At 64.8% G+C, this 11,911-nt stretch carries 13 protein-coding genes; 4 read left to right on the top strand and 9 right to left on the bottom strand.

Going from position 1 to position 11,911, the window contains the following annotated elements; translation table 11 throughout:
* Window positions 1-11: 11 nt before the first annotated feature.
* Together QCE63_RS14635 and QCE63_RS14630 are read right to left on the bottom strand one after the other, a co-directional pair.
* Window positions 12-236, bottom strand: a complete 225-nt coding sequence (locus QCE63_RS14635) for a hypothetical protein (RefSeq protein ID WP_309833958.1) — start codon at window positions 234-236, stop codon at window positions 12-14.
* A gap of 165 nt (window positions 237-401) precedes the next feature.
* On the bottom strand, window positions 402-698 hold the full coding sequence (locus QCE63_RS14630) for a DUF6723 family protein (RefSeq protein ID WP_309833957.1): 297 nt from the start codon (window positions 696-698) through the stop codon (window positions 402-404).
* A 140-nt stretch (window positions 699-838) separates the two neighbouring features.
* Between QCE63_RS14630 and QCE63_RS14625 the strand changes: the two genes are divergently transcribed.
* Window positions 839-1,867, top strand: coding sequence for a catalase family protein (locus tag QCE63_RS14625; RefSeq protein ID WP_309833956.1), 1,029 nt, complete (start codon window positions 839-841; stop codon window positions 1,865-1,867).
* On the opposite strand, the gene QCE63_RS14620 is transcribed toward QCE63_RS14625, so the two are convergent.
* The 6 genes from QCE63_RS14620 to QCE63_RS14595 all read right to left on the bottom strand — a co-directional run bounded on the left by QCE63_RS14620 (window position 1,854) and on the right by QCE63_RS14595 (window position 7,980).
* Entirely contained in the window at window positions 1,854-3,245 is a 1,392-nt protein-coding gene (locus tag QCE63_RS14620; protein ID WP_309833955.1) for an LLM class flavin-dependent oxidoreductase, read from the bottom strand. The genes QCE63_RS14625 and QCE63_RS14620 overlap by 14 nt on opposite strands.
* A 30-nt stretch (window positions 3,246-3,275) precedes the next feature.
* Complete coding sequence (locus QCE63_RS14615; protein WP_309833954.1) at window positions 3,276-4,571, bottom strand: MFS transporter; 1,296 nt, start codon at window positions 4,569-4,571, stop codon at window positions 3,276-3,278.
* 91 nt (window positions 4,572-4,662) lie between these two features.
* Window positions 4,663-5,727, bottom strand: a complete 1,065-nt coding sequence (locus QCE63_RS14610; protein WP_309833952.1) for an amidohydrolase family protein — start codon at window positions 5,725-5,727, stop codon at window positions 4,663-4,665.
* 9 nt (window positions 5,728-5,736) lie between these two features.
* Complete coding sequence (locus QCE63_RS14605; protein WP_309833951.1) at window positions 5,737-6,282, bottom strand: flavin reductase family protein; 546 nt, start codon at window positions 6,280-6,282, stop codon at window positions 5,737-5,739.
* Window positions 6,279-6,608, bottom strand: a complete 330-nt coding sequence (locus QCE63_RS14600) for a DUF4387 domain-containing protein (protein WP_309812088.1) — start codon at window positions 6,606-6,608, stop codon at window positions 6,279-6,281. The genes QCE63_RS14605 and QCE63_RS14600 overlap by 4 nt, the downstream gene beginning before the upstream one ends.
* A gap of 1 nt (window position 6,609) precedes the next feature.
* Window positions 6,610-7,980 (bottom strand): acyclic terpene utilization AtuA family protein, encoded by a 1,371-nt coding sequence (locus QCE63_RS14595; RefSeq protein WP_309833950.1) that lies wholly within the window; start codon window positions 7,978-7,980, stop codon window positions 6,610-6,612.
* 140 nt (window positions 7,981-8,120) lie between these two features.
* Between QCE63_RS14595 and QCE63_RS14590 the strand changes: the two genes are divergently transcribed.
* From QCE63_RS14590 to hisD, 3 genes are all read left to right on the top strand, one after another.
* Window positions 8,121-9,047: a LysR family transcriptional regulator gene (locus tag QCE63_RS14590; protein WP_309833949.1), complete on the top strand. Its 927-nt coding sequence runs from the start codon at window positions 8,121-8,123 to the stop codon at window positions 9,045-9,047.
* Window positions 9,048-9,119: 72 nt separating this feature from the next.
* Window positions 9,120-10,193: a LacI family DNA-binding transcriptional regulator gene (locus tag QCE63_RS14585; protein ID WP_309833948.1), complete on the top strand. Its 1,074-nt coding sequence runs from the start codon at window positions 9,120-9,122 to the stop codon at window positions 10,191-10,193.
* A gap of 128 nt (window positions 10,194-10,321) precedes the next feature.
* Window positions 10,322-11,650, top strand: a complete 1,329-nt coding sequence (hisD, locus tag QCE63_RS14580; RefSeq protein ID WP_309833946.1) for a histidinol dehydrogenase — start codon at window positions 10,322-10,324, stop codon at window positions 11,648-11,650.
* A 74-nt stretch (window positions 11,651-11,724) separates the two neighbouring features.
* Here hisD and QCE63_RS14575 read toward each other — a convergent pair.
* On the bottom strand, window positions 11,725-11,911 hold a 187-nt coding region (locus QCE63_RS14575), incomplete at its 5' end, for an aldehyde dehydrogenase family protein (protein WP_309833944.1).

The following is an 11,911-nucleotide window of genomic DNA, read 5'->3' as shown; positions in this document are numbered from 1 at the left end:
TTTATGGGTTGTCAGGCTGCGACGGGGTGCCACAGCCGGCGATCCACCTCGTCCGTTCCCGCAGTCAGCGCGAAGGCGCTCGCTTGCTCCGGGGAGTCGAAATGGCCCAGCACGCCGCTGGCGCGTTGCTGGCCGCGGTCATCGCAGATGATGACCATCGCCGCGTACAGGCCGCCGTCATAGGCGGCCATGGGGGTGATGACGAAACCGCGATACACAAACCGGGTCTGATCCATACGGCCCTCCGCTCTCTCAATGTCGCTCCAGGTGCCCTTCTGTGTGTGGCAGCTTGACTGCCGAGGGCTAGGGTTGATTGTCATTCGTGCGGAAACGTTTGCGATTCGGGGAAACCAGAAGGGTCGCCTGTCCGGATCAGATCCCTTCCGGCATATCGTTCATTGTCAGAGTTCAGGGCGTGCGAGATCGGCATTCACGACGACATCGCCTCGCGCAAGAGCGGCGGCCACTGCATCGGCTTTCGTGGCGAAGGGACCGATGGTGTCCACGCCCTCGAACGGAAAGAGCAGCCGGCCATCCGTCTTCCTGACGACCTTCAGCGTGCCGAAGAAGCCGCTCGCCGTGCTGCCCCGATAAGAGGCGTAGATCTGGAAGTCGTCCGTACTGGTACCCGGCCGGGGCTCGACATGACGTGCCGGAAACAGGACCAGCTTGGGGCGCTTGCCGCTCGATTGAGTCACTGGGTCACCGTTGAGGGATCTCGACATGTTGATTGTGGTTCAAGCAGAAGGCGCCCGCGGCGTCCTTAATCCATCCTTTAGTGACAAAAAAACGGCATGCGGATTGCGAAAAGTCTGGCGGATCCCGGATCGGAGCCGTCATGTGTTCAGCGCTCGTTCACGCCCTTCCCTTCGATGCCGCCTTCGAAGTCATCCCCGATGACGAAGCGGCCACCACGGCCGCGCTCGTCAAGGCCATGCGCGCGATGTGCGACACGACCTACCGTGACCACGGCCATGCAATGCGCAGCGTGCATGCGAGAACTCACGGTCTGGTAGTCGGCGAACTGAGCGTGCTGGGCGCACTGCCTGCGCACTACGCACAAGGCGTCTTTGCGCGAGCGATGACCGTGCCGGTGGTGATGCGCTTCTCGACGAACCGGAGCGACGGGCTCGACGACAGGCTGTCCACGCCGCGCGGTCTCGCACTGAAGCTGATCGGCGTGAAAGGGGTTCGTCTGCCCGGCAGCGAGCTGGACATCACGCAGGACTTCGTGATGATCAACGCACCCGTCTTCATGTCGGGCACGCCGAAGGCGTTCCTGTCCAGCCTGCTGCCACCCGCGACGCCCACCGGCACGACGCCGCGCATACGCGGACAGGCCGAGACCCACATACTGGGCGAGACTTTCTATTCGGCAGGCCCTTTGCTGTACGGCGACTACTTCGCGAAGATGAGCGTTGCGCCGGTGTCGGCGCCGCTGATTGACATGACCGATGCGTTGATCGATATGAACGGCAAGCCTCACGGCATGCGCGAAGCGGTGAGCGCGTTCTTCGCGGCGCACGACGGCGAGTGGGAACTGCGCGTGCAACTGGCAACCGACATCGAAAGGATGCCAGTGGAAGATGCGTCGGTCCGCTGGCCCGAAGGCGAGAGCCCGTATGTCGCGGTGGCGCGCATCCGGGTCGGGCGGCAGTCGTCGTGGGATGCGGCGCGGGTGGCGACCATCGACGAAGGCATGGCCTTCAGTCCGTGGCGCGGCGTGGCGGCGCATCGACCGTTAGGCGGCCTCATGCGCAGCCGCAAGGCCGCCTATGACATGTCCGCGCACTTCAGACGCGAGCGCAACGGCTGTCCGATGACCGAACCCACCGTCGCGCCCGGCACGAAGATCAAGCAAGCTTGATCTTCTTTTCCTGCGGATACGCGGTCTTGCGCCAATCGCCCGATTGCGGAATCGGCAAGCCGAGGTTCTCGCGCAGCGTGCCGCCCGTGTAGTCCTTGCGGAACAGGCCGCGACGCTGCAACTCCGGCACCACCATGCGCACGAAGTCCTCATACGCGCCGGGCACGTGAGTCGGCGCGATCACGAAGCCATCCACGGCGCCTTCCGTGAACCATTGCTCCATCTGGTCCGCAACCGTCTTCGGCGTGCCGCAGAACACCGGGAACTCGTCGATGCGCGCGCGCTTCGAGAAGTCCACGAAGTCCCGCACCGAAGGATTCTTCTTGCCCGAGAGCGTCACCACACGATCGCGGAAACCGGTCCAGCCGGAGATCGCGGCCATTTCGGCGTCGCTGAACGGATCGTCGTAGCCGCGCTTCGAGAAGTCCGTGTTGAGCACTTCGCACAGCAGCGCGAGCGAGTCGATCGGCTTGGCGAGCGCATCGATGTATTCGCGCTCCTTCTGCGCGATCTCATCCGATTCCGCGACGATCGTGTAGCACGCGGTCGAGATCTTCACGTCGTCGGGATTGCGGCCTGCATCGGCGAGCGCCTGCTTCATCTCCGCGTACTGCTTCTTCGCCACTTCGAGTTTCGGATAGACGACGAAGATCAGGTCCGCCCAGCGCGACGCGAATGCACGGCCACGGCCGCTCTGTCCCGCCTGGATCAGCACCGGATGACCCTGTTGCGAACGCGGCACCGTGAACGGGCCACGCGACTTGAAGAACTTCCCTTCATGATCGAGACGATGCACCTTCGACGGGTCCGCGAAACGGCCGCTTTCCTTGTCGAGAATCAGCGCGCCGTCTTCCCACGTATCCCAGTGGCCCATCACCGTTTCGACGAACTCGTCGGCGCGGTCATAGCGCAGGTCGTGTTCGAGGTGCGAGTCCTGCCCGAAGTTCGCCGCTTCCGAATCGTTCAGCGAGGTCACCACGTTCCACGCGGCGCGGCCCTTGGTCATCAGGTCGAGCGTGCCGAACGTGCGCGCAATGTGGAACGGCTCGTAGTAGGTCGTCGAGTAGGTCGCGCCGAGGCCGAGCTTCGAGGTCGCCATGCCCATCGCGGTGAGGATCGAGACCAGGTCCATCTTCACGGCACGCACGCCGTGCTCCACAGTCTGCGCGTGATCGTTGCCGTAGATATCGGGCATCGCGAGGCGGTCGTCGAAGAAGGCCAGGTGGAACTTGCCTTCTTCCAGCGTGCGCGCGATGCGCTGGTAGTACTCGGGCGTCATGAAGTCCTGCATCGCCGCGCTGTGGCGCCACGAACCGGGATAGGTCGAGCAGTTCTGCGCCTGCAGAAAGCCGATCAGGGTCATTTGCTTCTGGGTCATGTCAGGTTCCTCGTGAATCGTGAAAGTCGTTCAGGCGCGGGCCGATACTTCGCTCATTTCCGCCACGTTGTCATGGTGGCGAATGGGCTTGCGCGTCATGAAGAGGCTGACGAGCGCGCCGGCCAGGGCGAGCGCCCCCGCGATATAGAACGCATTGTTGTAGCTGTGCGTGATGGCGACCACATAGCCCGTGGCGATCGGCGCGATCATCGCGAACGATGCGCCGCCGGTGATCAGCAGGCCCGTGCCGCGCCCCACTTCCGCCGACGAAGGCAGCAGGTCGCCGATCAGCGCGATGTTCATCGCCAGCGCGGCCTGCGCGCCGGTCAGCGAGAGCGTGAAGACGGCGACCATCATCCACACGTCATCGACGAACGGCGTGGCGAGCACGATGGACGTGAGCAGCATCGAGGCCGCCACCATGGTGCGGCGTCCGCCCTTGTTAATGGCGTCGACGGGCAGCAGGCGGTCGCTCAGCTTGCCGATGCCGAGCGCGAGCAGCACCGAGAGCGCATACGGCAGCGCCGTGAAATAGCCGCTCTTGACGATGTCGAGATGACGCTCGGTCTGCAAGTAGCTCGGCAGCCAGGTGAGAAACAGGAACTGCGCGTAGGAGCCGAAGCCTTGTGTGATGAGCAGGCCCCAGACGCTCACGGACTTGAGCAGGTCGGGGATGGAGAGTGTCGGGCCAGTGGGCGTGTCGGGCATGCCGCCGTTGCGCTCGCGCAGGATGTGCGCGCGCTCTTCCTCGCTGAGGAACGTGGCGAGCTCCGGCTTGCGGAACCACTTGAGCCAGCAGACGAGCCAGATCGCGCCGGAGCTGCCGACCAGGATGAAGCCCGTGCGCCAGCCGAACATCTGCACCGCGAAGGCAACCACCAATGCGCCGATGGCCGGGCCCGCATACGAGCCGCTGTTGAGCACGGCCGCCGCGATGCCGCGTTCGCGCGCCGGCATCCATTCGCGGATCACCTTGCCGCCCGCCGGATACGACGATGCTTCGCCGGCGCCCATCACGAGACGCGTGACGAGGATCGACGCATAGCTCCACGCAAAGCCAGTCGCGACGGTGGCAACCGAGAACACCGCCATGCCGATGGCGTTGACGTAACGCGTGCCCCAGCGGTCGAGTGCGAGACCCCAGAGGATCAGGCTCGCGAAGTATGTCCAGATGAACGAGGACAGGAGGAAGCCCATCTGGATCGGGCTGATGCCGAACTCATGCGCGATGGGCTGCGCGGCCACCGACAGCGCGACGCGGTCGATGTAGTTGATGCTCGTGAGCGAAAACAGAAAGATGTAGATAAAGATGCGGCGATTTTTCATATGTCTCCTCCGGGAATCCGTGCGCACGATGGCGTGCGCCGGACGGTCTCGTGCCTTTTTGCGGATGGGTGATGCGCCTGATTCGTCGTTGTTACGCGATGCCCTCCGCCATGAGTGCCTCGACCCGCAGGCCATACACGCGATTCGCCGTGCCCGCGAGCATCTTGCGGCGCGCCGCGTCCGGATAGCCCGCGCTCAGCAGCTTGAACGCGTTCCACACGGAGACGTAGTTGCAGCTGCCCTTGTCGACCGGGAAATTGCTCTCGAACATCGCGCGGTCCGCGCCGAACAGCTCGATGCAGGTGCGCACATAAGGCGTCCAGCGCTCGACCAGCTCGACGCAGCTTGCGGGCTTCGCGGCATCGGCGAAAGAAAGCCCGGTGCGCGGCATCGCCAGTCCGCCAATCTTCACGGCCACGTTGTCATGAGCGGCCACGCGTCCGAGCGAGCGGCTCCATTCTTCGCGTACCGCGGCGCGCTGATCGGCATAAGGACCGATGCCCAGCGGACCGCCGCAATGATTCAGCACGATTGCAAGGCGCGGATGACGGCGCGCGAGTTCCGCGGCCTGATCCAGTTGCGTGTGATAGACCCACAGATCGAGCACGAGGCCCATTTCCGCGAGGATCGCGCAGTAGCGGTCCAACTCGGGCGAGGCGATCAGGTGTTCGTCAGCGCCGCCGTGCGGTGCGGCGAACGCCGGGTCAGCATGCCATGCGGCGCGGACCCGCACGCCGCGCATGCGGCCCTGGCCGTCTTCGAGATGCGCTTCGAGCACGCCTTGCGGATTGGGTACGAAAGGATCGCCATACGCGACGATGCCCTTCACGAGCCCCGCATTCCCTTGCGGCAATTGCGCGGCGGCCTGCGCCTGCGCCACCGCGAAACGCGTCTCGCCGACCGGCTCGAAACCGGCGGGCGCGTCGCTGTCGAAATGCGCCTTGCACTCGACAAACACCGTAGCCAGCACGCGATGCCCCGCGTTCACGTCCGCGACGAGTTCCGGCGCGTGATAGAACGCGCTCTCGACATCCCACAGATGATGATGCGGGTCGATGATCGGCAACTCCGGCTCCACGGCCGGCTCGGCCACCTGCGCGAGCCATTCCGGCCGCACGCGCGGGAAGTTGGCGTGTTCGTATTTCGCGTCGAACATGCGCGCTCCTCAGGCCGTCAGCGGCCAGAAGCCGCCGAATTGCCCGCTCAGATAGATGAGCGGCGCCATCGGCTGCTGCGACTCGATCTCCAGATGCTCGACCGCGCCGATCAGGATCGCGTGCGTGCCGAACTCCACGGTGTCGTGCACGCGGCAGGTGATCGACGCAATGCTGCCGTCGAGCGACGGAAGATTGCGGTCGTTCATGCGCCATGCGCCGTTGGCGAAGCGTGCGTCGCCGTCCGGCTTGCGCGAGAAGGCCACCGCGAGGTCCGCATGCTGCTGCGTGAGCAGGTTCACGCAGAAGGTGCCGCTGCGCAGGAGCGCATCGAACGCCGATGCGTGCCGGTTCACCGAGACGACCAGCGCGGGCGGGTCCATCGTCAGCGAGGTGACGGCCGTGACGGTCATGCCGTGGCGCACGCCTTCGTGCACCGTCGACACCAGCGCCACGCCGCCCGCGAGCCGGCGCATGGCCTGGCGGAAGTCGTCCTGCAAGGTTTCTTCGAGGACAGGCGACGCGGCGGGCCGCGTCTGGAGATCGGCTTCACTCATTGCGTGTTCTCCAGCTTGATGGGGATGTCGATATCGAGCATCGGCGCGTGCTGCTGCGAGCCGTACACGTCGGTGTCGCCGATATCGCCCGAGGAGATCAGGCGCGGCAGCGTCGCCTTGAACGCGCGTGCGGCGCGATACGGCGTGAACTGCACCTGCTCCGGCTTCACGCCATACAGACGCGCGAAGAGTTGCGGCGTAAGCACGCCGGTGGCGGCGACGCGGTCGAAGATCTCGTCGGTTTCGAACACGATATCGAGCGTGACCATGAACGGTCCTGCATTCTTGCTGCGGCACACGCTCGCAAAATCCTTGATGGCTGGCATGTCAGGCTCCGATGGTTTCGTAGCGGATCGGGAACAGCGACAGCGCGTTCTCCGGTTCGAGCAGATGGCACACGGAAAAGCGGTAGACCTGACCGAGATCGAGGTCGGACGGCGAGAACGGGATCGCCATGTTGCCTTCCTTGCAGAGCCGGCCGGGGAATTCAGAGTGCAGGATCGTGGTACGCGCAATCGCCAGCACGGCTTTCGCGGTATCGCGATCCTGCGCGACCACTTCCGCGACGATCGCCGTTTCGTGCGCATGGCGCTCGGCCTGCGGCAGCGGTTCGCGCTCGCCCATGACGCCGTTCTGGCCATAGACGCGGAAGTTGAGCGTATAGGTGTCGGACGGCGCGCCGAACGCGGTCGCCTTCTCATCGACGATCTCGCGCGAGCGGGCCAGATAGCGGTCCATCTGCGCCTGCAGCACCGGGTCGCGCGTGGCGCACAGCGAGATGACGCGATGCCCGCGCGCCTCGACGCCTTCGAGCTTCACCGTGTACTTCGCGGGCTTCCAGCGCATGCCGGACACGCGCACCGCGCGCTCCGTGACGGCCTCGAACGAACATTCGGAGGTATCGAGCATGCCGCCCGGCTCGTGGTGATGAATCGGGCTGCTGTTCTCGTGCAGCGCAAAGTACGCCACTGAACGCGGCGTGCAGGCTTGCTCGGGGTGCATCGGTTCGAGTTCGACGTGATCCTCGCGGATGGTCGCGAGCAGACAGCCTTCCCGCTTCGGCAACGCCGGCTCGGCGCCGCATTCGAGCATCTTGCCCGCGTACCAGCCGAGCGCCGGCGAGAAGCCCGCGCGGATTGCCATGGCGGCCCACGGCGCCGGGTCGGTGCTGCGGCCCGAGAGAATCACTTGCGCGCCGGCGTCGAGGGCGGCAATGTACGGCTCCGGACCCATCGCGCCGACTACGCGCACGGCCTGTTCGACGAGTTCCGGCGTCAGTTCCGGCAGGTTATACAGCGGTCGCGTCTTGCCGGCATTGACGTGTTCGAGCAGCACGTCCTTGGGCAATTCCGAATTGATCACCGCGAGCTTGAATGACAGACTTTCTTCCGCGGCGATTTCCTTGACGATATCGACCATCATCTGGAGATGCGGATCGCCGCCGGCGCCGCCGCAGGTGCTGACGATCACCGGAATGCCGCGCGGCACGGCGGCGGCCAGCATGAGGCGCATGTCGCGCTTGGTTGCCATGCGCGAGGTGAAGGACTCGCCCGAGGCGAGATAGTACGGCCCCGGATCCGAGCTGCCGCCGTCCGCGCCGATCAGATGCGGATTGCGCGCGAGCCCTGCTTCGAACGCGCTCTGCGCGAAGCCATAGCCGAGGATGGCCGTACTGCTGAGCAACCTGAGTTCTTCCATTGTGTGCGTGTCTCCGTTGTGCTTCTGGATGGAATCAAGCGTAATCAGATGGAACGGCGGCTGCTCGCATACCTGTTATGCATATCGGCCCGCTTCAGGCGACAATGCCCGGCAACAGAGGAGAACGAGGAGACCCGCACGTGGAGTTGAAGCAGCTGAGGTATTTCATGGTGGTGGCGCGCGAAGGCAGCGTCTCGCGCGCGGCCGCGATTCTCGGCATCAGCCAGTCGATGCTGACGCGCCATATCCAGATGCTCGAACAGGAACTGGGGCCGCCGCTGCTGTATCGGCACGGCCATGGCATGTCGCTCACGGAGGCCGGACAGAAGTTCCTCGCGCGCACGAACGACATCCTCGAACGCAGCGACGAGGCCGTGAATCACATGCAGGCCATGCGCTCGGTGCCGGGCGGCACGGTCACGATGGGCATCCCGCCGATGCTCGGCGACTTCCTGCTGGTGCCGCTCGTCAAGCGCTTCCGCGCCGAGTTTCCCGAGGTGCGCCTGCGCATGCGCGAGGGCTTGTCGGGCTACATGCTCGAATGGCTGTTGAGCGGCCAGCTGGATATCGGCGTGCTGTACAACATCGGGCCGCACAGCACGATCAGCATCGAGCCGCTGCTGTCCGACGACCTGCTGCTCGTCGGTCCGCCCGATGCGGATATCCTCCAGCCCGCGATGGAGCCCATTCGTTTCGCTGATGCCGTGCAGCTGCCGTGGATACTGCCGGCGCGCCCGCATGGGTTGCGCACGCTCGCCGAAGATGCCGCGACGGCGCGTTCGCTCACGCTGAACATCGCCTTCGAGATCGACGCGATGATGGCGATCTTCGAACTCGTCGAGGCTGGTTTGGGCTTCTCGGTCGCGCCTTATGCGGCCGTGCGCAGCCGTATCGAGCGCGGCACGCTGAAGGCCCGGCCGATCATCGAGCCGACGTTGCCGGGTGTGCTGTCGGTTGCGTTCTCGCCGAAAAAAGAAGCCACGCTCGCGATGAAGGCACTGTATCGCATCGTGCGCCAGGAGACGGATGCGCTGGTGCGCGCGGGCGTGTGGCGCTCGATCGCGTGAGCGCGCTGGGGCATACTGTCGGCGCGCTTGCTGTAGCGCCGCCGATTCCCCGACACCCCGAGACCCGCCACGATGTCCGATGCCACGCCCGAACGACGACCCGCCACCGCGCATGACGTAGCCCGCGCGGCGGGCGTCTCGCAGTCGGCGGTGTCGCGTGCGTTCACGCCCGGCGCGAGCGTCTCGCCGACCACGCGTGAACGTATCGTCGCGGCGGCGCGCGAACTGGGCTACCGGCCGAACCTGGTGGCGCGCTCGTTGATTACGGGCCGCGCGAACCTCATCGGCGTGACCGTGCCGGCCAATGCCAACCCGTTCTATCACGCGGCGCTCAACGCACTCACGGCGGCCTTTGCGCGCGCGGGCTATGGCGTGCTGATGTTCACGAGCGACCCGTTGCGCGGCTCGGATCCCGTGCTTGAGGAAGTGTTGCGCTATCGCGTCGATGCACTCGTGCTGATTTCGACCAGCCTGTCCTCGCATTTCGCCGACGAGTGCATGAACATCGGACTGCCGGTGGTGATGTTCAACCGCAAGACCGACAGCCAGGCCGCGTCCAGCGTGACGGGCCAGAACCGCGCGGGCGCGCGCACGCTCGCGGCGTTTCTGCATGCGGGCAAGCACAAGCGCTATGCGTATGTTGCGGGGCTCGAGAGCTCGTCCACGAGCCGTGATCGCGAGGAAGGCTTCTTCGACTATTTGCGCGAGCAGGGCGTGAAGGCTATTGAACGACGCGTGGGCCAGTACACGGCGGCGAGCGCGGAAGAAGCGGTGGTCTCGCTGCTGTCCGCCACGAAGCCGCCCGATGCCATCTTCTGCGCCAACGACCACATGGCGCTTGCCGCGATCAGCGTGGCTCGCGCGCGCTTCGGGCTGAAACTGGGTGAAGAGGTGTCGATCGTCGGCTTCGATGATATCGACATGGCGCGCTGGCCGGTGTTCGACCTCACGACCTACAGCCAGCCGCTCGACGACATGGTGCAGCGCGCCGTCGCGGCGGTGCTCGCGCAACTGAACGGCACGCTCGATGTCGCGCTTCACGACGAAGCTCCTGGCGGGCTGATCGTGCGCGGCTCGGCGCGCAAGCCGCACCGGGGCGTCGTGACGAACGATGACGGCACGCAAACCTGGGCCATGCCCGGGTAAACCTTAGCGTCGCTTTTCCCCACTGGAACTTGCCGATCACGCCAAAAGCGACTAATCTTCGCTCGTGTTGCATACGTATGCAAACGGTATGCGCTCCCCACATCATCGAACAGAGACCAGGAGATTTCATGGCCAAGTGGCTGAAGCAAGGCGCGACTGCGGAAGTGATCAAGTCGGCGGCGAAGGAAGTGCGCGAGACGGTGGAGACGACGCTCGCCGATATCGAGGAACGGGGCGATGCGGCCATTCGAGATCTGTCGATTCGTTTCGACAAGCTGGATCGCGAGGACTATCGTCTGACGCAGAAGGAGATTGACGACTGTCTCGCGCAGCTTTCGGCGCGCGACATCAAGGACATCGAGTTTGCGCAGACGCAGGTGCGCAACTTCGCGCGTCATCAGCGCGACTCGATCAAGGACATTGAAGTGGAGACGATGCCGGGCGTGATCCTTGGGCATCGCAACATTCCGGTGAACGCGGCGGGCTGCTACGTGCCGGGCGGAAAGTACCCGTTGCTGGCATCGGCGCACATGTCGGTGATTACCGCGCAGGTGGCTGGCGTGCCGCGCATCATCACGTGCGCGCCGCCGTTCCATGGCAAGCCGGCGCCGGCGATCGTCGCGGCCCAGCACATGGCCGGTGCGCACGAGATCTATTGCCTGGGCGGCATTCAGGCGGTGGGCGCGATGGCGATCGGCACGGCGAGCATTGCGCCGGTGGACATGCTGGTGGGTCCGGGCAATGCGTTCGTTGCGGAGGCGAAGCGTCAGTTGTTCGGCCGGGTGGGCATCGACCTGTTCGCGGGTCCGACCGAGACGCTCGTGATCGCCGATGAGAGCGTGGATGGCGAAATGTGCGCGACCGATCTGCTCGGCCAGGCTGAGCATGGACCGGATTCGCCGGCTATCTTGCTGACGACTTCGGAGAAGCTTGCGAAAGAGACGATGGCGGAAGTGGAGCGCTTGCTGGGCATCCTGCCGACGGCGGATATCGCGCGCAAGTCGTGGGCGCAGTTTGGTGAAGTGATCGTGGCGGAGTCGGACGAGGAGATGGTCAAGATCGCCAACGATCTTGCCTTCGAACACGTTCAGGTGATGACGCGCGATGTCGATTACTTCCTTGAGAAGATGACGAACTTCGGCGCGCTGTTCCTGGGTCCGCGCACGAATGTGTCGTATGGCGACAAGGTGATCGGCACGAACCACACGTTGCCGACGAAGAAGGCGGCGCGTTATACGGGCGGACTGTGGGTGGGCAAGTTCATCAAGACCTGCACGTATCAGAAGGTGCTGACGGACGAGGCGTCGGCGCTGGTTGGCGAATATTGCTCGCGTTTGTGCGCGCTCGAGGGCTTCGCGGGTCATGGGGAGCAGGCGAACTTGCGTGTGCGTCGCTATGGCAAGCGTGATGTGCCTTACGCGAGCGCGGTGGAAGAGAGCCCGGCGACGGCGCTCTGATGCGATGAACCGCACGCCGCGCTTTGTTCGGCGCGTGGCGTGCGGTGCGGGTGTCATAGGTATGCGCGTGCGGTTCAGACCGCCATGCACAGATACTTGATGACGACGTAGTCGTCGATGCCGTAGTGCGAGCCTTCGCGGCCGAGGCCGGATTGCTTCACGCCGCCGAACGGTGCCACTTCGTTCGAAATCAGCCCGGTGTTGATGCCCACCATGCCGTATTCGAGCGCTTCGGCCACGCGCCATACGCGGCCGATGTCG

This window comes from Caballeronia sp. LZ065 (genome assembly GCF_031450975.1).
Taxonomy (GTDB): Bacteria; Pseudomonadota; Gammaproteobacteria; order Burkholderiales; family Burkholderiaceae; genus Caballeronia.
This window is presented reverse-complemented; position numbering and strand designations above follow the sequence as displayed.